General features: G+C 48.4%; 19 protein-coding genes. 4 read left to right on the top strand and 15 right to left on the bottom strand.

What is annotated here, in order from left to right:
* Positions 1-52: 52 nt before the first annotated feature.
* From hypF to FMS18_RS02500, 4 genes are read right to left on the bottom strand one after another with little or no spacing between them, the layout of a single operon-like run.
* Positions 53-2,404 (bottom strand): carbamoyltransferase HypF, encoded by a 2,352-nt coding sequence (gene hypF, locus FMS18_RS02485; RefSeq protein ID WP_163292171.1) that lies wholly within the window; start codon positions 2,402-2,404, stop codon positions 53-55.
* 39 nt (positions 2,405-2,443) lie between these two features.
* Positions 2,444-3,376 carry a DUF362 domain-containing protein gene (locus FMS18_RS02490; RefSeq protein ID WP_163292172.1) on the bottom strand — a complete coding sequence of 311 codons (933 nt, stop codon included), beginning with the start codon at positions 3,374-3,376 and terminating at the stop codon, positions 2,444-2,446.
* On the bottom strand, positions 3,366-4,709 hold the full coding sequence (locus FMS18_RS02495; protein ID WP_163292173.1) for a hypothetical protein: 1,344 nt from the start codon (positions 4,707-4,709) through the stop codon (positions 3,366-3,368). The genes FMS18_RS02490 and FMS18_RS02495 overlap by 11 nt, the downstream gene beginning before the upstream one ends.
* Positions 4,706-6,181: a sulfite exporter TauE/SafE family protein gene (locus FMS18_RS02500; RefSeq protein WP_163292174.1), complete on the bottom strand. Its 1,476-nt coding sequence runs from the start codon at positions 6,179-6,181 to the stop codon at positions 4,706-4,708. The genes FMS18_RS02495 and FMS18_RS02500 overlap by 4 nt, the downstream gene beginning before the upstream one ends.
* A 233-nt stretch (positions 6,182-6,414) precedes the next feature.
* Here FMS18_RS02500 and FMS18_RS02505 point away from each other — a divergent pair, with 233 nt between their 5' ends.
* Complete coding sequence (locus FMS18_RS02505) at positions 6,415-7,899, top strand: ATP-binding cassette domain-containing protein (protein WP_163292175.1); 1,485 nt, start codon at positions 6,415-6,417, stop codon at positions 7,897-7,899.
* 25 nt (positions 7,900-7,924) lie between these two features.
* Here FMS18_RS02505 and FMS18_RS02510 read toward each other — a convergent pair whose 3' ends face one another.
* The 3 genes from FMS18_RS02510 to cysQ are packed head-to-tail and all read right to left on the bottom strand — an operon-like array spanning position 7,925 to position 9,382.
* Positions 7,925-8,350: a hypothetical protein gene (locus FMS18_RS02510; protein WP_163292176.1), complete on the bottom strand. Its 426-nt coding sequence runs from the start codon at positions 8,348-8,350 to the stop codon at positions 7,925-7,927.
* A 9-nt stretch (positions 8,351-8,359) separates the two neighbouring features.
* The gene (locus FMS18_RS02515; RefSeq protein WP_163292177.1) at positions 8,360-8,623 is read right to left on the bottom strand and encodes a hypothetical protein; all 264 of its coding nucleotides are present in this window, start codon (positions 8,621-8,623) and stop codon (positions 8,360-8,362) included.
* Positions 8,624-8,635: 12 nt separating this feature from the next.
* Positions 8,636-9,382 (bottom strand): 3'(2'),5'-bisphosphate nucleotidase CysQ, encoded by a 747-nt coding sequence (gene cysQ / locus FMS18_RS02520; RefSeq protein ID WP_239060919.1) that lies wholly within the window; start codon positions 9,380-9,382, stop codon positions 8,636-8,638.
* Between the two features lie 124 nt (positions 9,383-9,506).
* Between cysQ and FMS18_RS02525 the strand changes: the two genes are divergently transcribed.
* The 3 genes from FMS18_RS02525 (at position 9,507) to FMS18_RS02535 (ending at position 12,432) form a co-directional block, all read left to right on the top strand.
* Positions 9,507-10,349, top strand: a complete 843-nt coding sequence (locus FMS18_RS02525) for a ThiF family adenylyltransferase (protein ID WP_163292179.1) — start codon at positions 9,507-9,509, stop codon at positions 10,347-10,349.
* Positions 10,350-10,863: 514 nt separating this feature from the next.
* The gene (locus FMS18_RS02530) at positions 10,864-11,094 is read left to right on the top strand and encodes a hypothetical protein (protein WP_163292180.1); all 231 of its coding nucleotides are present in this window, start codon (positions 10,864-10,866) and stop codon (positions 11,092-11,094) included.
* A 144-nt stretch (positions 11,095-11,238) separates the two neighbouring features.
* Positions 11,239-12,432 carry a fused response regulator/phosphatase gene (locus FMS18_RS02535; protein WP_163292181.1) on the top strand — a complete coding sequence of 398 codons (1,194 nt, stop codon included), beginning with the start codon at positions 11,239-11,241 and terminating at the stop codon, positions 12,430-12,432.
* Here FMS18_RS02535 and FMS18_RS02540 read toward each other — a convergent pair.
* The 8 genes from FMS18_RS02540 to flgB form a co-directional block, all read right to left on the bottom strand.
* On the bottom strand, positions 12,429-13,298 hold the full coding sequence (locus FMS18_RS02540) for a transporter substrate-binding domain-containing protein (protein ID WP_163292182.1): 870 nt from the start codon (positions 13,296-13,298) through the stop codon (positions 12,429-12,431). The two genes, FMS18_RS02535 and FMS18_RS02540, sit on opposite strands and share 4 nt — an antisense overlap.
* 155 nt (positions 13,299-13,453) lie before the next feature.
* Positions 13,454-14,767 carry a FliI/YscN family ATPase gene (locus FMS18_RS02545; RefSeq protein WP_163292183.1) on the bottom strand — a complete coding sequence of 438 codons (1,314 nt, stop codon included), beginning with the start codon at positions 14,765-14,767 and terminating at the stop codon, positions 13,454-13,456.
* Between the two features lie 2 nt (positions 14,768-14,769).
* On the bottom strand, positions 14,770-15,507 hold the full coding sequence (locus FMS18_RS02550) for a FliH/SctL family protein (RefSeq protein WP_163292184.1): 738 nt from the start codon (positions 15,505-15,507) through the stop codon (positions 14,770-14,772).
* Positions 15,494-16,495 carry a flagellar motor switch protein FliG gene (fliG, locus tag FMS18_RS02555; RefSeq protein ID WP_163292185.1) on the bottom strand — a complete coding sequence of 334 codons (1,002 nt, stop codon included), beginning with the start codon at positions 16,493-16,495 and terminating at the stop codon, positions 15,494-15,496. The genes FMS18_RS02550 and fliG overlap by 14 nt, the downstream gene beginning before the upstream one ends.
* A gap of 1 nt (position 16,496) precedes the next feature.
* Positions 16,497-18,104: a flagellar basal-body MS-ring/collar protein FliF gene (gene fliF, locus FMS18_RS02560; protein ID WP_163292186.1), complete on the bottom strand. Its 1,608-nt coding sequence runs from the start codon at positions 18,102-18,104 to the stop codon at positions 16,497-16,499.
* Positions 18,105-18,345: 241 nt separating this feature from the next.
* Complete coding sequence (gene fliE, locus FMS18_RS02565) at positions 18,346-18,672, bottom strand: flagellar hook-basal body complex protein FliE (RefSeq protein WP_163292187.1); 327 nt, start codon at positions 18,670-18,672, stop codon at positions 18,346-18,348.
* 53 nt (positions 18,673-18,725) lie between these two features.
* Positions 18,726-19,169: a flagellar basal body rod protein FlgC gene (flgC, locus tag FMS18_RS02570; protein WP_163292188.1), complete on the bottom strand. Its 444-nt coding sequence runs from the start codon at positions 19,167-19,169 to the stop codon at positions 18,726-18,728.
* Positions 19,169-19,579, bottom strand: coding sequence for a flagellar basal body rod protein FlgB (gene flgB, locus FMS18_RS02575; RefSeq protein WP_163292189.1), 411 nt, complete (start codon positions 19,577-19,579; stop codon positions 19,169-19,171). The genes flgC and flgB overlap by 1 nt, the downstream gene beginning before the upstream one ends.
* Positions 19,580-19,881: the final 302 nt, after the last annotated feature.

A 19,881-nucleotide genomic window follows, 5' to 3' on the forward strand; every position in this document is an offset into this window, starting at 1 on the left:
CAATTATTGTGAAGCAATAGTTTTTGCTATTCAAAAGCAATAGTTTCAATAATTATATGTCGTTAAGCACTAATTGCCCATAAACAGCCTGCCCAAGTGAGATACATCCGTCATTGGGAGGAAGATGGCGGTGGACCAGCGGAGTCAGGCCGCGTTTTTGGAGTTCTTCGGGGAGTTCCACGGCGATGGTCAGGTTTTGCATTACCCCGCCGCTCAGGCCTACTGTTTTGATTCCGGTCTGCTTGGCGATGGCTTCGGCGCAATCTGCGAGACCAAGTATCAAGCCTCGATGGAAACGGCGGCTGATCTTTGCCGGGGAAATTCCGTTTCGGAAATCAGCAAAGGCCTGCTTGAAAAGTTCACTTGTACGGATTTCGTATGATTCTGCGGATTGATCGAGGGGGCATTCGTATGCTTCGGTCTCAGTCATATCCTGTACTTTTTCGAGGATGATTGCCGCCTGTCCTTCGTAAGATATGGCGGGGCAAAGTCCGAGCATGGCCGAGACTGCGTCAAATAGCCGTCCGCAACTGCTGGTCAGCGGACAGTTAATATTTTTTTCAAGGACCTGATCAAACATTTTCAGACCGGATTGGAATTGTTCGGGAATGGAGATCACGTTTGCATCAAGGCCGAACTCCTTGGCTGCGGCGTAGGCTATGCGCCACGGTTCGCGTACTGCTGCTTCCCCGCCGGGGAGGCGCAGATGGGTGAAACGGGCCAGTCTTTTGTGTTCCAGCTTTTCGTTATCCACCAGCAGACACTCGCCGCCCCAGATGGTGCGGTCTTCGCCCAGTCCAGTTCCGTCGAGTGCCAGACCAAGTGCCGGACCTTGATGTTTGTTCTCGGCAAGTACGGCGTGGATGTGGGCGTAGTGGTGTTGCAGCGCGGTTGTCTCGATACCTTCAGCCAGTGAAATTTCTTCGGCAAGTCCGGTGGTCAGGTAATCCGGGTGCAGGTCATGGACTATGAGCTGCGGTTTGACTTTGAGGATGGATTGTAGATGGAGCCGGATTTCCTTCCAGAAATTGGCGGTCTCAAGGTTCTGCATGTCCCCGATATGCTGGCTGCTGAATGCTTGGTCTCCCTTGGTCAGGCAGAGGGTATTCTTGAGTTCCGGTCCGGTGCCCAGCACGCAGGGACCGTCCTGCGCTAGGAAAACCGGGGAAGGTGTATAGCCTCTGGCACGGCGCATGAAAATTGTGCGAGATTCACCCTTATCTATCTCATTAGTATATTCATGTACGGAACGGGCCACTGAATCATCAACCCTGATGAGAATGTCCCGGTTGTGGAAAAGAAAAACATCAACAATATGCGGCAGCCGTTTCAGGGCCTCGCGGTTGCCGATGCAGATAGGCGCGGAGCTCATGTTTCCTGAAGTCATGACCAGCGCGAACGGCTTGTCCGATTCGTTCAGCGCGGAAAAGTACTTAAGCATAACCTGATGCAGCGGAGTGTACGGAACCATCAATCCGATAAAATCGGTGTCTGGTGCTATCTCTGGGGCAAGGGAATAATGATCACCTTTGGGTGCCAGCACGATGGGGCGCTGCAAGCCTTCCAGTAATTCAATGTCGTTGGTGGTGAGGTTAGCAAGTTTGCGCGCTTCATCTACATCCCGGACCATGACCGCCAGTGGTTTGTCCGGGCGGTTTTTACGCTTACGCAGAGTGCGTACGGCTTTTCCATTTGAAGCATCGCAGACCAGATGGAATCCTCCGAGTCCTTTTACTCCGGCAACCTTTCCCTCAGCCAGTAGTTTTGCCAGTTCACGCAGGGCTGTTTCCGGCCCGGCAAGCTCATTGCCTTTGTTGTCTGTCAGCCAGACTTTGGGGCCGCATTCAGCGCAAGCATTAGGCTGGGCATGGAAACGGCGGTCAAGTGGATCTTCATACTCAGTCCGGCAGTCGTCACACAAAGGAAAACAGGCCATGGATGTGACCGGACGGTCATAGGGTATGGATTTGGTAATGGTGTAGCGCGGACCGCAATTGGTGCAGTTGGTGAAGGGATATTCGTAGCGGCGGTTTTGCGGATCATTCATATCCGCGAAACAGTCCGGGCAGGTTGCTACGTCCGGGCTGATCAGTACGCAATGGCCTTCTCCGGCGGTTGAAGCCAGAATGCAGAATTTTTCCTCGCCTTCAACCACTTCCAAATCTTCTTTTTCCAGCGAAACTATGCGTGCCAAGCGGGGCAAATCATCTTTGAAACTTTGATTGAATTCGTTCAGTGCAGCCTCACTTCCCTGCAACTCTATGAGTACCCCTTCCGGGCTGTTGAGAACTGTGCCGGAGAGCTTGTGCTTGAGGGCGGTTCTGTAAATAAATGGTCTGAAACCGACTCCCTGCACCTGTCCGGTAACAGTTAGCAGTCTGCGGGAAATGTTGTTTGCGGTCATCTGTGGGAAATCTCTTTTTTAGAGGATCAACTTGAGGGCTTACAGGAATTTGCTGAAAAGGGATTTGATACGTCCTTTGACAAAGCGGACCGGTTCAAATTCCATGGGATTCAGTTTTTCCGGGATTATGAAATCCGTGGTGTCAAAATCATCCGGCGGTTCGATTACGTATTTGATGTGGTCTGGGTCGTGGCCGAAAATTTTCTGGCGTGTGCTTTCCCGCCAGAGCAGTATCTTTTTGGGACTGAGACCCAGCAACATGTAAATGGCGGTATCAAGGGCAAATGGGTTGGTGGAGCCGGCCAGCAAGCTCATGGTGTAAGGTTTGCCGTTTATGGGGCCGCTGACATGCATGGGGTAGATGGCGTCCATGAGGTTGAAAGCGAGGGGCATGGACTTGACCACTTCAATAATCATTTTTTCCATCAATCCGGGAGTCTCTCCGAACCGGGTGTGGGCATAAGCCTTGCGGAAGCCGACCACCGTACCGAAAAGGTTTTTCACCGCCCCGGTGACAACGAATTGACCATGGGCTTTCAGTTTGGGCACGCTGATGATCATATCAGATTCAAGGGCATCGCGGGATATGCCGATGGTTTCCCCAAAGGAAAGTTTGAGCGGGGCAGGGCGGCCTAGACTTTTGGGTTTTAAACCGAGCTTTTTCAAACCGTCAGTCATGCCGATGGCTTTGGATACCTGCGCTGCACTGCCGTACCCCGGAGAATCCGCAACTGTTATCTGCGCTCCGCAATCCTTGAGATAACGGCACAGAGACAGGGTTACATTGGGGTGCGTGCAGGCCAGTGGATTCTTTGAGGAAACCAGATTCGGCTTCACCAGAACCTTGGTTCCGGGATTCACCTTCAGCCTGCATTCCTCCAAGGTCATGGCTACTGCCGTATCCAGAAATGTGGATTCATACTCAAGGATGCGGAAGAAGGCGACAGGATCTTTGGGAGTTCTATTGCTCATCTGGTTTTATCTCTTTTTTGGCGGCTTGAGGTGGCTGCCCAGCTTTCTTTTTCACTGGCTTGGCAGCAGGCTTCTTTTTCATTTTTTTAGCAGCATCCGGTTTGGGCTGAGCTACAGCTTTTTTTCCCCCCTGCTGAGTAATTACTTTTTTGCCATTGGTTTGTGAAGTAGCCTCTTTTACTTTTTTACTGTTGGCGGATTTTTTAACAGGTTTACCATTAGCGTCTTTTTTGACCGGACGTTTCTTTTTTTGATCGGGTTGAGCATTTTTCTTTACCGGGGCTGTGGCATCTTTTTGTATAGCTGGTTTTTGCTCGGTTGCTTTCTTCTTTACAACTTTTTTAACTGTTTTTTTTGTTTCGCCTTCCGGTGTGGGAGCTTTCTTTTTTCGTGGTTTGGCTCCATCTTCAGGAATCTTTTTTTTCTTTTTAACTGCTTTTTTCTTAGCTGAATCAGAATCGTCCGGTTTTGCTTTGGGTTCGGCTTTTTTCTTCAGCCCGTCCTTGTTGGTTTTGGTGCTCTTGATTTTTTTGCCCTGTTCTTTTTTCTTCTTCAGGGCCTTGGCTTTGGCGATTCTCTTTTTCTTAGCAGCTAGGGCTTTTTTCTGGGCATCAGATAATTCCCGGCCCAGCCTGATGCGTACGCTTTTCATAAAATCATCGGAAGCAAGGGTTCCGAAAAACAGGAAATTAGACATATCCCAGAGAATTGCAAAAACCAGTATCCCCAGTGTTCCCAGCGAAAGATAGGTGAAACCTGATGTCTCGCTGATGGGAAGGGCCTCGCGTAGGTTGTAGGCTGGTATGAGCAGCTTACTGCGAATCTTCTTGATCAGTTTTTCCTGTGCGTCTTTTTTTTGCGAAGCCATGGCAACAGTCATTTTTTGCAATATGCGGTCAAGGTAGTACATGGCTTGGGTGGCAGGCATGGAATACCTGCGTTCCAAGTGCTCAAATCTGTTCATGTAGAGCAGGTGGATGTCATTCATGAAAAATTTGAGGGTGTAGCCGAGGTCGCCTTGAATATTGACCTTGCGTCCTTTGGGGGTCACGGTCAGTTTATTGCGCAGAAACATGAGCGTGGCAATGCGGGCTTCGTCGTTGTCCCTGAAGGTGAGTGTCGTCCTGAAATTTTTACCGAGATATTGATTGTTTTCTGTTTCGATTTCCTGGAAAGGCGGTTTTACGCCTTTGCGCAGGGAGTTAAAGGTGGATTCCATGGCCTCAAAGCCATCTGCGCCGTTGAAAAAAGGCAGATGCATTGCTCCCACAATGAGCATGCTGGAGACAAAAAGCATAGCCGCGATGGTGAGGGTTTTAAAGGAATAGGTCATTTGCTTTCCTCCTTATCCTCAACTGGTTGCAGTGCTTTGTAGATTCCACTGAGAAAGGCGAACAGCATCCAGCATCCGAAAATACCGGTTCCGATGAGCAGAATGTATGCTCCGCTGGAATCAAAGGTAGAAACCAGACCCGGATCAATTGAGGCCCCTGCCTTGCGCAGCAGGGCGGGGATAGCAAGCAGGCGGTTGATGATGACCGAGATTACCAGCAGGGCTACCAAGCCCTTCACCCGGTAAGGCAGGATATTTTTCAAGGCCTTGCTGCCCAGATGCAATCCGCTGATGGTTCCGAATACCAGCCCGGTAATGCAGTAGATATTGATGAATCCGTTCAGTCCGTATGTGCCCATGCTCAATCCGCCGGTGGAGAGGGCCAGTCTTGCCAGATCAGTTCCGGCCACAAGGGCGGCAACACAGCCGAATCCCTTAGTCATGACCGTAAAAGTGAGGATTACTCCTCCTGATCCGGTCATGGCCATGAAGAACCCGCCGACTACGGTCAGGAAAAAAATTGGCAGGATGGGAATGCTTTCCGTTTTATCCTGATCCTCTTCTTTGTCCAGATCAGGTTCTTCCCCGTCCCGTTTCATTTCAGCAGGCTCCAGTTCATCTTCTTCTTTTTTTATGGTGGAAGGAAATTTAATATACGGGGGCAGTTTCATACTGCGCATACTGCTGGCAATTTCCCAAGGCTCTTCGTCCGGGTAGAGTTCATCTTCGAATTGCGGTTCCGGTTCTGGTTCCGACTCCGGTACTTTTTCCTGTTTTGTTTCTGTTTTTTTGTCTTCAGAGGCAGCTTCGGTCTGACCTTCCGTTTTTTTATCTTCGCTTTTGGATTGTTCAGCAGGAGCTTCAGGCTGAGTGTTTACTGCTTCCGTTTCATTTTTCTCTTCCTGCTCTTTGCGCAGCAGTTCAAGGGCATATTTTCCGGCAGCTTCGCGGAAATCGGGGATTATTATGAATGTATAAACTATCAGCCAGAGGGCTATCATGGATGAAATAAATATGTCGTGACCCGCTGGATCGGCGATGAAAATTGTTTTGCATAGAGCGTAACCGGCGACTCCTCCCAAGGTTGTTCCCACGGTCATGATGAGTGCTAACGTATATTTGATGCGCCTGTTGACGCCCATGCGTATGCTTTGGATAGTGCTGAAAATGAACAGCCTGAACAATTCTGACCCAACAGCATAAATTCCACTGACCCCGGCAGTCATGAGTGCCGGGACAACCAGCAGCCCGCCGCCCGCGCCGATTACCGCACTGAGCATTCCGGTGACCAGTCCGATGGCTGTGCACTGGAAAAAACCCGGACCGTTTTCGTCCGGCAGGATATAGGGATTGTTGGCTCTTCCAAGATATTCAGGGATTTTGATATCCGCAGCATTCAAGAGCAGCGGGCAGAGCAATAGAAACGCTGCACTTATGAGTAGAAATGTGAGTCGGCCGGAAGGTTTTTTCATCTGATTCCCTGCCTGATGAAGTAAATAGTTTGTTTATATATAAAAACAATCTGGAAATATATCAACCACCTGTTCTCAAAAGATATTTTGAGGTAAAATTTTCTGCAAGTTTTTCCATTCTTTATTCGGAGGACAACTTGCACTTGTGTTTTTTAAGTAGTAGAAGTTTAGCCCTGATCATAAATATTGGTTTATATTTTAAAAGCTTAAGTATAAGGCGAAGCGGGGTTATCATGAGCGGTAAATTGGTTTCCATGAAGGATCTTTCACTCACACTGGACCGTGGTCCCGTATTGCAGGGTATCGATTGGGACATCTGTTCCGGTGAACACTGGGCTGTTCTGGGACCTAACGGAGCCGGTAAAACTACCCTGATGATGATACTTGCCGGGGAAGTCTGGCCGGATGATGAAATGACCCGTGAATTCGATGTTGAGGGCCGGATGGTCAACAGCCCGCTGGAGCCGCTGGAACGTTACCGCATGATTTCGCCTGAGCATCAGGATATTTTTGAAAAGCTGGCTTGGGACGTTACCGGGGAGGAAGTGGTCCTTGCAGGAAAGGATAATACTCCCTTTTTATACCGTCTGGCTGATGATGAAGAATATGTGCGGGTTCGTGATTTCATGGATTCGTTGGGCATGCTCGATCTTGCTAAGCGCAGCATGGTTAAAATGTCGCGCGGGGAAGGGCGCAAGATTCTCATTGCCCGCGCCCTGATGGCTGAGCCGGAAATATTGATTCTGGATGAGTTCCTTGAAGGTATTGATCAGCAGTCCCGTGAGCAATTGATCCGGGCAATTGATATTGCCGCCGCCAACGGTACCACAATTATCTGTTCCGCTCACCGCAAGGAGGAGCTTCCTTCCTGTGTTAATAAAACCCTGTATATTCGCGATGGTAAGATTGACCATTGTCAGGATGGGCAGGGGCAGGAGGTCGCTTGCGCAACAGAGCAGGTTTTGAAACGTACTCCTCCTGAAGTAAATAGTATTGAAGCAGGTAGAAATCTGTTTCGCCTTTCAGATTCAAGCGTAGTTTTTCTCGGCAAGACCGTTCTGCATAATGTTGACTGGGAAATGAAAGGTGGCGAGAATTGGGCCGTACTTGGGCGTAACGGGGCCGGGAAGTCCACGCTTCTACGTTTGCTTTACGGAGACGCCGCAGCTTATGCTGCTGAAGATGAGATGGAACGGTTGCCCGAAAGGGCGGATAGCTTGCGGACCGCACGCGGGCGCATGGGGATGGTTTCCGCTTCCATGCAGGCTTCGTTCGGAGAAGCTGTGGGTAAGCCTATCCCTGTATTTGATCTGGTTATTTCCGGTTTTTTTGCTTCAGCGGGAATTCTGGATGAGCTTTCCGATGAGATGCGTGAGAAAACATGGGAGTGGCTGCGCTTTTTCGGCATTGAAGATTTGGCAGAAAGACCCATGGAGCAGGTTTCATACGGGCAGCTTCGCAAGGCGTTTATTGCCCGTGCCTTAATAGCCGGGCCGGACGTATTGCTGCTTGATGAACCTTTGGCCGGGGTGGACGAGGAATCGCGCCGGGAAATCTATCAGTTGCTGGAATTGCTAGCCAAGGCCGGGGTGGCCATGGTTTACGTGACCCATCATCGCGAGGAACTTATCCCGTCTATCTCACATGTTCTTGAAATCGTGGAGGGCAGGGTGTCCTTTCGGGGAACAAAGGAAGATTATTTTAAGCTTCAAGCCTAGTAATGAGTGAAATGCATTTCGAGTTTTAGTCTCTGGTGGAATAATGTCTGTCTTCCATACTCATCCTTTCGAGGAGGCTCCTGCAGACAATGGCATAAGCGTTTTGGTCTCCAAATGTGAGGGGAAAGGAAATCTTTCCATTGAAGAGCTTTAAATCGTTTTCTTCTTTTGATGTTAACGTACATTCATGGGTGTAAGACAGGTCTGTTAGTTTGATGCCTTTACTCTTGCATGACCAGTCGTATTTATTGCTGCCTCCTAGCTTTATAGATGTTTCATGGCTGATCCAACGCCCATTCCATGTTTTCTGATTAATCTTTACATTGCACACGGCAAAGAATCTTGACTCCCCGATTTTTTTACTGGAACTTACCTTTTTTGAGTCAGCGTATGCTTGGCCATGCAGAACAGTAAACAAAATAAGAAATGACAGAAACAGAGATTTTTTCATATGTCGCTCCTATTTTTTCACCCAGCCTTTTGCGCTCATGCAGCGCTGAAATACTTTGGCTTCACCGGTGGATCGGCTCTGGTCGTGACTGTAGGTCCTTCGAGGCAGGTCATTATCCGGGGCCGCGTGGGTTCTTTTCTGGGCCCGTTCCCGGCATTGGTCGCGGTCTGCTTGAAAACGTTCGCTTCTGTTTACGGACATATCAAGGGTCGGGTTCTGCCATGATGTGCAGCCTGCAAGTAGCAGCAAGGCTGTCAGGATTATATATCTCATCTTTTAACCTTATCAGGCTTTTACAATAAAGCCCGCATTTCTTAAGTTTTCTTTGTTGTAGGGAAACTCTTTTCCGTCCAGCCCGAGCATAGACCCTCCGGCTGCTTCTACGATTGCCTGTCCTGCTGCGGTGTCCCATTCCATTGTGGGGTTGAAGCGGGGATAGAGGTGGGCCTTGCCTTCTGCAACAAGGCAGAATTTAATGGCACTTCCTGCCGGAGTCATTTTGTCCACATTCAGGTCTTTCAGGTAATCTTCCAGTTCAGGAGCGGGGTGCGACCTGCTGCCGACCACGTTCAGTCCTTCATCTTTTGCGGGAGGTGCAGTGGTAATGGGGGCTGGGGCTTCGCTATTTCTGCTGACCTGTGCCCCGGTTTCAATGCTTCCGGTGTAGAGAGTATCCTGTGTGGGAGCATAAACTACCCCCAGAACCGGACGGTTTTTATGCATCAGGGCTATGCAGACGCAAAATTCTCCATTATCCTTGATGAACTCCTTCGTTCCGTCCAAGGGGTCAACGAGAAAGAATTCTTTCCATTGTGCTCTTTCCTCGAATGGTATTTTCGCACCTTCTTCGGATAGGATGGGAATCTCGGGATAAAGGTCGGTCAGATATTTAAATATGACTTTATTGGAAGCAATATCAGCTTCTGTAACCGGGGATTTGTCGTCTTTATTGGTTACGTCAAATCCTTTGCTGCGGACAGCCATTATGGCTGCGCCGGCTTCACGGGCAATATGTGATAAGTTTTTGATCATTTTTTTCATGGGTCAAGCTGTACCAAAGGTTTTGCAAAGTGTCATCTGTTGATAAGTTCTGCTTTGATATTTTTGACTTGCCCACATATGGAGCTTGTCTTTTGTGTGTTCTACAGGGGGGATTATGAAGATAGATATCAGGGTTTCTGAAATGCTCAGCGGACGGTTTACTGAGAAAATTTATGCTTCCGGGGAAAAGGTACGAATTGCCCCGCATGCTGTTGTCCGTGAAATTTCACGGGAGCTGGGGCTTGATGTGAACTGTGTTGAGCGGGCTGTTTTTTCGCACGAGGCTGTGCCGGAAAGATATGTGCGTAATCTCAGTACTTTTACAGCAGCTGAGCAGCGAAAATTGTTTTTTTCAAAAGTTGCCATGGTCGGGATCGGCGGTCTTGGCGGTCATCTTCTGGAATCGTTGGCCCGTGTCGGGGTGGGGCATATTACTGCCTGTGATGGTGATTGCTTTGAACCGTCTAATTTGAACAGGCAGAGATTCGCGGTTGAAAATTCCTTATATAGTAAGAAAAGTGAGGCCGCATTTGAAATGATCAGGGAAGTTAATCCTGCGGTCTTTCTGGATGTACGTTCAGATTTTATTGAAGATGATTTTGAATCTTTTATCAGAGGAGCGGATCTTGTGGCGGACTGTCTGGGAGGTCTTGCGTACAGAACAAAGCTCAAGGAAGCTGCAGCAAATATGGGTATTCCAATGGTGACTGCATCCGTAGCAGGTTGGTCCGGGATCGTTTCTACTGTCTATCCGGGTAACAATTCTCCGGCTGATTTTTTCGGTTCCGACAACGGCCTTGAAGAAGAGCTGGGAACTCCTGTTCCAGCTATATCCACTGCTGTGGGGATTCAAAGCGGTGAAATTTTAAAGGTACTTAGCGGAAAAGACCCCGCTCTTGCTGGAAAGGCTCTTATGTTTGATCTTTCCAAGTTATATTTTGATACGGTGTCTATTTGATGTGAGTATGGATACATTGTTTGGAGATTCGTTTTAGTCTGAGTTGATAAATATATTATATAGGAAGCCGGGGCATAATAAAAAAATGCCTCGGTTTTTTTTGTGCGGAAGACTTAGAAAGAATTAAAAAGTGGCAGCATAGTTTCTGTTAGTGAATTTGGCTTGCGTCTCATGTTGTATAACGTTTTGATTGCAATGATATTCGTATATAATTTTATTTGTATGAGGGGAATTTTATTGTTAAGTGCTTATGTGAAAAATTGTACTTAATATTTTATATCGATTGTATTTAAAATTTGTTTTTTTAAACAATGGATGGTTTGTTGTTTTATAATATTATTGTTTTGGTTTTTATTCAGATAAATCTTTTTAAAATATAAAAATGAAAATAGCAATGCAAATAGGTGAATCTATTGGGAAAATATCATATTTATGTAGACAAAATGTGTTTTTATATATAATCCTGCATTTGTGTCGGTGAGTGCCGATCCTGTTTTGTATCAAAGGAGGACATATGAATAAGCATTTTGAGGATGTTGTCGTAGAAATTAACAATGTTTCTGCTGCTCTTGAATTTATAAGTGAATCTATCGAGTGTCTTTCTGCGGAGGGAAAATCTGTTAACGCATGCGGATTGGCATATTTGACAAGATTATTGGGTCGAAAGTCTTCCGGTGTTGCTGAATCCTGCTGGGGAATCGGTTCAGAACCGTGCTCAGGAAGTAGCGAGTCGTGTGATTCTTAATTATGGGCCTGTTTATACTACATAATGGATCTGAGTTGTGGTAATGTGAGAGCGAAAAGTAAAAACAACTTCGCAATGAAGGTTTATTGTCCTGTATTGGTCGGCTGAATTCGCAGCAGCGTGAATGTTTCCGGAGGTTTTCAGGTGAGTGAAAGTGATCTTGATGTTAAGTCGGGTGAAGAGATTCCTAAAATTCTGGTGGTAGATGACTCTGCTACCATGAGGAATTTTTTAACCCGTGTACTTGAAGATGATTATGATGTTGAAACAGCCTCCGACGGAGTTGAGTGCATTACTCAATACATGAAGGTTCGGCCTAGTGTCATCTTGCTTGATTTACTTATGCCCGGAATGGACGGTTTTGATGTTATTGAAAAAGTTCGTAATGTGATCAACGATCAGGAAGTCATCATTATCGTTCTTACCGGTCAGGACGAACAGGAAATTAAAGCCCGCGCCCTTAATAGCGGAGCCAACGACTATCTGACCAAGCCCTTTCATGTTGTAGAGTTGAAGGCTAGGGTCGGTGTCGCTATCAGACAGGTTATGCTTACCCGGGAATTGCAGGCAGCTAACTCAAGTCTGCAACGTGCTTACGACATAATTGATGATGAAGTTAAGCTTGTGGCCCGGCTTCAGGATAAATTGCTGCCCACTGTTGTTCCGGTTATTGACGGGCTTGATATTAAAAGTATGTACCGCCCGTCCGGTCGAGCCAGTGGAGATTATTACGATGTTTTCGGGCTGGAAGAAGGGGTCGTCCGGGTAATTATGGCTGATGTTTCCGGGCATGGCCCGCAGGCGGCATTCATCATGGCTATCGTGCGTACTCTTTTCAAGGCAGACGGGGAGAATCATAATGATCTTGCCGACAGTCTCGGGCAAATCAACGAGCATCTTCTCGACCTGATCGGCAAAGACAGTTATTTTGTTACCTTGTTTGCCGCTGACATTGATTTTAATCAGGGCGTAATGAAATACATGAGCGCGGGGCATTGTCCGGCTTTGGTTATGCTGGATGGAAAAATGAGTGATCCGCTGGTGGCGGAAGTTCCTCCTTTAGGTTTTTTTCCGGTGGACAGTGTTCTTTCGGAATGTCGGTTTTCATCTTCTCTGCGTCTGTTTCTGTTTACTGACGGATGTTATGAATGGCGCATGAATGATGACTTTTTCAGCCTTGAGCCTTTTGTGGAAATAGCTGAAGGGCTAATGCTCGATAATTCCCTGCATCTTGATTCAATTGAAGATATACTTGAGGAGAAAACCGGGTTCCGGCCGGTTTTTGATGATGATGTAACCGCACTCTCAATCGATTGGGTTGGCTCTACGGCATCCTAGGTCTGTTTTGTAATTTTGTTCTTGAAGGCATTTAGCACTGCTTTTATTTCGTTGCGATATAAATACGACATGAGCAGGAGAACAAGGGTTACAGTGATGTCTGCTGTTTTGTGATGATTTTGTTCTCTGTCCGGCAGATCAAGCCATTTGTTTATAATGGTTCGTTTTCTTTCCGGAGGAATGGCAGCCATATTCTTATTGATAAGTTTGACCAGCCCAGGATTATTTTTGCTTACTGTGGGGTAAAGCTCTCTGGTATAAAGTTCCTGAACGTTTTTGAATAAGTCCGTTATCCCAAATTTATTCATCTGATAGAGAGCCACCGGGCAGTCGGCTACGAATATTTTTAGCCGCCCTTCAGCTGCGGCTGTGTACATTGCATGCGCCGAATCAAAAAGCATAAGCGGGGTGTATGGGTGGTGGTGTTCCATGAAAATTTTCGCGTAGCCTTCTTTGATTACTCCGCAGCTTTCACCTCCGTTTAATATCGTTTTTTCATTAATGTTCCGGGCAGCAAAAAGTCCGCCTTTGAAATGAAAAATGTAATCTCCGTAGAGCATTTTTTCTGCGCGGCTTTTTGAATAAAACATGCCTCCGTTAATGCTGGCTTTACCGCTTATTGTATCTTGCACGGCAGTTTTCCAGGGCTGAAGCCTGAATTTGATTTCCGTCCCGGACTGCTCGGACCATTCTTTCCATAAATCAATAAGTACCCCGTCCGGCTTACCTTTATTATTTATAAAAGCGAGCGGAGGCATGCTTGAGGAGTGAGTTACGATAAGGGGGGAAGAAGTAGCAACTTCTGCCGTTAATATAATTGATACCGCGGCAATGGTGGCGAAGATGTGTTTTATGGATGTTGTCATTTTTGCCACAGCTATCTTTTTGTGTCTTGATGTGTTGCTTGCAAAATATATTATTAGCAGCAAGAGCTGGGGTAATCCATATAAATATTTATAACTGTAAATTAGTATAGAAATAATTCTCGGTGAGGCGTGCAGAAGGCCATTACGCAGGTGGGTTAACTTGCTGCGGCAAGTTCCATTAATTTGGCAAAGCTTTCCTCAATGGTTTGCTTGTCTTCGACCAGCTGTTGCAGAAAATCGTTGATGACCGGAACCATTTTTATGGCGGTGTCAATTTCCGGGTTGGCACCTTTTTGGTAAGCTCCGATGTTAACCATGTCTTCAACTTTTCGGAAGGTAGCCAACTGGCCGAGGACCTTGCGTCCGGCGGCTACAATATCACCCTGTACAATATCTCCGCGTACACGGCTGACGCTTTTGAGTACGTCGATGCAGGGGTAGTGTCCCTGGTCGGCAAGGTCGCGGGTGAGTACAATGTGTCCGTCAAGAATTGAACGCACGGCATCGGCAATGGGTTCGGTAAAGTCGTCACCGTCAACCAGTACTGTGTAAATTCCGGTGATGGACCCGTGCTGATTCTTTCCTGCGCGCTCCAGCAGTTTGGGTAACTGGGCGAACACTGAAGGTGTGTAACCTCCACGGGTCGGCGGTTCGCCAGCGGCTAGGCCCACTTCTCGGCCGGCCATGGCAAAGCGGGTTACCGAGTCCATCATCAAAAGGACGTCTTTGTTCAGGTCACGGAAATATTCGGCAATGGCGGTGGCAGTATATGCTGCGCGCATACGGATAAGCGGGCTTTTGTCGGAAGTGGCGATGACCAGCACTGAACGGGCCAGTCCTTCCGGTCCGAGATCACGTTCTATGAATTCGACAACCTCACGACCACGCTCGCCGACCAGAGCGATAACGTTGATATCTGCCACAGTGTAGCGGGCCATCATGGAGAGCAGTGTCGATTTTCCGACCCCTGATCCGGCCATAATACCCATGCGCTGGCCTTTGCCGATGGTCAGCAGGCCGTTGATAGATTTGACACCGACGTCAAGCGGTTCATTGATGCGTGGACGTTCCAGCGGGTTGGGAGGGTCGCGATGCAGGGGGTTGTAAGCTTCGGGTATGATAGGGCCTTTGCCGTCAATTGGTTCGCCAAAGGCGTCAACAGCACGTCCCAGCAGGTTCATGCCTACAGGAACCTTGGGCGGAGTTCTGGAGTTTTCAATCAGGCTGCCGGGACTGATGCCATGCATTTCCCCGTAAGGCATGAACAGGCAGGCACCATCCCTGAAGCCGACGACTTCAGCGGCGATGGGGGATTCTGCTTCTTCGGGTATGAGTTGACAGACTGAACCCAAGGGGGCTTTGATGCCCTTTCCTTCGGCAATCAGCCCGACAACCTTGCTTACCCGGCCGTAGCTGCGGCAGGGGTCCAGTGCGGAAAGGAGTTGTGTGCAGCCTTTCATGTCGGCCATGGTTATTCTCCCGTTCCTGGCGCGAGCTGTCCGAGAATTGCCTGTACGCCTTCCCAGCGGGAAGTGACGGTATTCTCGATCATAGCATCGGCGGCTTCGACAATAACTCCTCCGTTGTCGATGGCGGGATCAGCCTTGATCCGCCATTTGGCAAGGTCGGGGTGTTCGGTCTGGGCCTGCTCAAGCAGGGGGCCTATGATTCCGCTGTCATCCGGGGATACTTTAATCACCAGCTGGGTCATGGAATCTATGCGGTTCAGGGCATCGTCAAGCAGGGCTGCAAGGATTTCCTGTCTGCGGCTTTCCATTTCCACGGCCAATGTTTTCTCTATGACCATGAAGACCAGTGAGATGGCATCGGCTGACTGGGCCATCATCACATTGTGTGACTGGTCTTGAATTGCCTGCAAGGTCTGGCCGAGATGCTGGCTGAAGCCTATCATCTGCTGTTCAGCGTCCTGAGCGGCTTGAGCCTGTCCGGCGGCATATCCTTCCGCCTGCGCATTGGCCTTGATGGCTTCCGCGTCAGTCATGGCTTTGGCAATTATCTCCTTGGCCATGTTCTGGGCTTTAGCCTTGACCCGCTCATAATATTCGCGGTCAGTGTCGTCGTTCCAGGTCGGCTTCTTTTTGCCTTCCATTTCCTGTATCGTCATCTCCTGAGTCTTGTTGTTGGAATCAAGACCCATGATGACCCTACCGGTGTAGAACTTGTCTTCTTCAGCCTTAGACAAAGACATCTCCTGAACCTCTGCTGATCATTATCCGGCCTTCGTCTTCGAGGCGGCGGATATTCTTTACAATATTCTGCTGTGCACCTTCCACATCGGAAAGTTTCACAGGTCCCATGATTTCGAGGTCTTCGCGGATCATATTGGAAGCTCGTTCGGACATGTTCTTGAAGAAAAGCTCCTGTAAATCGTCAGATGCACCCTTGAGTGCGGTGGTGAGCTCTTCGTTTGAAACTTCCTTGAGCAGTTCGCGGATCGCGCGATCGTCCAGCCCTTTGATGTCTTCGAAAACGAACATGAGGTTCCTGATTTCTTCGGCCATCTGGGTGGATTCTTCCTCGATTTCTGAAAGAACTTCCTCTTCTGTTGAGCGGTCCACGGCGTTGAGGATTTCCGCTACTGCGGGGACGCCGCCCACTTTCTTTCCTTCCTTGCCGCCCATGGCGATCAGCTGGCTTTGAAGCACCCGATCCACTTCCATGAGCATTTCTTCCGCAACCGCTTCCAGTTTGGCCAGTCTCATGAGCACTTCGGCTCTTACGCCGCCGGGCAGGTTGGATATAAGATCCGCTGCCTGATCCGGGTGCAGGTGACCAATGATAAGGGCCAGTGTCTGCGGATGTTCGTTCCTGAGAATCTGGGCCAGAATCTTGGGACTGACGTTCTGGAGTTCCTGAAAAGGAGCTGGGCCGCTTTCAAGGTCGAGTTTATCCAGAATGTATTTTGCGGTTTCTTCATCAAGGGATTTACTGAGCAGCCTTTTGACCTGATCAGCTCCGCCCATGAGAAGTTCAGCACCGTAAGCCAGAGTTTCGTTGAACTCTTTAAGTACTTCCAAAACCTGTTCCTTGGGGACTGAATCCATCTCCAGCATGGCTTTTGATACTTCGGCAATTTCTTGACGATTCATGCGTTTGAAGGTTTCAGCGGTAAACTTGTCCCCGAGGGCGAGAAGTACGATTGCTGTTTTTTGGTTACCGGTGAACGGCGTTGACAATTTAAGCTGCCTCCTGCTGCTTCAGCCAGCTCTTTAGCACCTGCACAGCCTGATCCATGTTCTTTTCCGAGAGTTGCAGAGCCTGAGCCTTGGCGTTCTCCAGTCTACGTGCCGTATCAAGAGCCTCTTCGTCAAGGTCGCTTTCATCAATTGCGAGTCTTTCACCTGCTTCGGGCAGTCCTGCAACTTCGTCAATTTCATCTTCAGTAACACGGGGTTTGATCAGAGCCATGACTACCGGACGTACAACCAGAATCAGGAAGAGGAAGATCAGGAGGCCGTTGAGGAAAGGCTTGCCAAGGCGCTGTGCGTATTCGAGCATGGTGCGCATGAGGCCTTCGTCACCGAACATATCCTGCATGCCGAAGGACATATTGGAGACTTCAACTATATCGCCGCGTACTTCGTCATAACCGACTGCGGAGCTTACCAGTTCCCGGATGCGCTGCATTTCTTCTTCAGAGCGGGGGACGTAGGTCATTTCGCCGGTGTCAGGGTCTTTGGTGTAGGTTCCGTCAACGATAACCGCTACGCTGAGGCGTTTGAGCTCGCCTACAGGAACGATGATCTGCTGTTCTTCTTTATTGATTTCATAGTTGGTGGTGCGGGTTTCACGGGTGGAGTCCTGAGTAGTGGCTGTTCCGGTGAAACCGTCGCCGCGAAAGTTTGCCTCGGGTACGCCGCCGTCAACATTGGCGGTACCGCGTGTTGTTTCTTCACTGGTCTGTTCGGAGCGTGCCACCTGACCGTCAGGGTCGTATGCTTCTGTCTTGATGGTGCGCTGTCTGAAGTCGAGATCTGCGTTAACTTTGGCGATGACTTTATCCGGTCCGACGATGGGCATGAGCAGACGCTGGATGCGCTGTTCAATCTTGGATTCGAGGCCGGATTTGTATTCGAGCTGGCTGTTGGTGATGTTCAGTCCCAGTCCGCCGTCATCTTCGGGCTGGTAGAGGACCTGTCCGCGCATATCAGTAATAGTGACGTGCCCAGGTTTCAAACCTTCAACAGACATGACTACGAGATTTAATACACCTTTGATCTGCTTATCGGAAAGCTTTTCCCCTTCTTTGAGCTTAAGGACTACGGAAGCTGAAGGGTCAATTTGCTCTTCAATAAACAGGGACTTGGAAGGCATCACCAGATGGACTCTGGCGCGGTCAACCTGCGGAAATTCGGTGATTGTACGTGCTAGTTCACCCTGTAGGGCACGCTGGTAGTTGATGCGCTGAATGAAGTCAGTTTGTCCGATTTGAACCTCGTCGAAAATTTCATAGCCGATTCCCTGTCCGTGAAGAGCTCCTTCCCCGGCTATTTTCAGGCGCAGGTCGTAGACTTTATCTGCGGGAACCAGAATTGTAGAACCGTTGTCCTCAATTTTGTAAGGCTCCTTGGTAGATTGCAGGATGGAAACAACGCGGGATGCGTCTTCTGCGTAAAGTTTGGTGTAAAGAACTCTGTACTCAGTCTGGTTGAGCCAGAATACCATGAGAATGAATGCGATTACGACTGTGGCCGCAAGTCCGCCGATCATGATCCGCTGTGAAACTGTGCGGTCAGACCAGAAACCTTGAAATTTACCCAGATACTCAACGATGAAATTTGGCATACTAAAACTCCTGACGATTTTTCATTTGTTTAAGCAATATGCAGTCCAACGTAAAGTTGTTTATTGAAATTAGTAGTTTATCGCGGTTGTTTTGAGAGAGGTCTTAGGCGGCGAGAGCAGGTGACAAAAAAATGTCCGGACTTAAGACGAGTAAAAGCCGCCATAAAAGAAGCCTGTTTAGGACCCTCTTATGGCAGCTGTATTTTCTAAGATGGTAGTCGGAGCAAATTGATCTACCTGATTAGAAAGGCATTTTCATGACTTCCTGATAAGCAGTCATAACTTTGGTACGCACAGTACTGGTCATGGTCATGGCAACACTGGCCTTCTGTAATGAGATCATCAACTCATGGACGTTCTGGTTTTTTCCGGAAGCAAATTCCTCGATCATAGCTTTTTTCTGACCTTGCAGCTCGTTGACGCCTTTGATGGAGTCCGTGAGGGTTTCGGAAAAAGAGTTCGGTTCGGCCTTATGAAGATCCATTGTCTTGTCGAACTTTTTATCGAACTTCTGCTGGTTCTGGATTGCATTGCTGTATGCATTCATTGCTACGTTTCTGATGGACATGTTTTGCTCCTTTTTCGTGTGTCGGAAATCCGTCGGTTGTAATCAGCCGGGTCTTACTGTCCCATTCCGATTCTCAGTGCGCGGTTGAACATCCTCTTGGCGGAGTCTACTGATTGCGCGTTGGCTTCGTAAGATCTGCTGATGGTGATCATGTTGACCATTTCCTCGACAACGTTAATGTCCGGATATTTGACGATTCCTTTTGAGTTGGCGTCAGGATGGTTCGGCTCATACACTTCTTTAAAAGGACGGGTGTCGGAGACTACGCCTCTGACTGTTACGCCCCGAAGCTGCTGGTTGAGCTGTTGATCCATGGCGGTTTCAAAAGGTGAGAGTACGGGGCTGGACTCCATGGCAACACTTTTGCGGCGGTAAGCGCCGCCTTCGGCTGTCCGTGTAGTCCTGGCGTTAGCCATGTTCATGGATACAACGTTCAGGTACTCCCTTTGGGCTTTAAGCCCTGAAGCTCCGATATCAAGTGCTGTGAAGAAGTTCATTATCTAGCTCCGCTTTGGATGATTTTGTTCATGCCCTGAAAATTTTTCCCGATAACCTGAGAGAGGGCATTGTAGTAAAGGGTGTTCTTGGCCATGGCGACCATCTCTTTATCCATGTCGACCCGGTTTTCACCGTGAACGACTCTGGGTTCGAAGTTGGAAAGAACATCTCCTTCAAACTTGTTTGCATCAAAAGCATTGGGGATATGCATTTTGCTGGTTTTGGTCATCTTACCTTTGGCATCAAGGCCCATGGCCTTTTGAAGATCGTCTTCAAACTCGAGGCGTTTTTCCTTGTAGCCTGGGGTGTTGACGTTAGCCAGATTGGAGGAGACGAGGTTTTGACGCTGTAATCTCAGATCGAGTACTTTACCTGTCAATTGTATGTGGCTTCCGAAAAGTCCTTTCATGTGTATATCCTCCTGCAAAAAATTCCCGGTGCCGGTATGGGCCGGAAAGAATTGGTATTTACTTTGTGATTCGTATTTAGCAAAAGCTGTGCCGTTCTTGTAATTACTTGAAATGTATGATTAGTTTTTGCGTTGCTTTTGCCTGTGTGGCTTTGGTGTCGGAAATCGGGCGCAAAAAATATATCCATTATATAATGTAGGGAGTGCTGGGTTTGGTTTTGGCACGCGGCATGCATAAACTCAGGCAGACCCTTAGAGGTCGAAAAAAATGCCGCTTAGGATTGTCCGGCGGTAAATAAAAT

It is taken from the genome of Desulfovibrio sp. JC022 (genome assembly GCF_010470665.1).
Taxonomy (GTDB): Bacteria; Desulfobacterota; Desulfovibrionia; order Desulfovibrionales; family Desulfovibrionaceae; genus Maridesulfovibrio.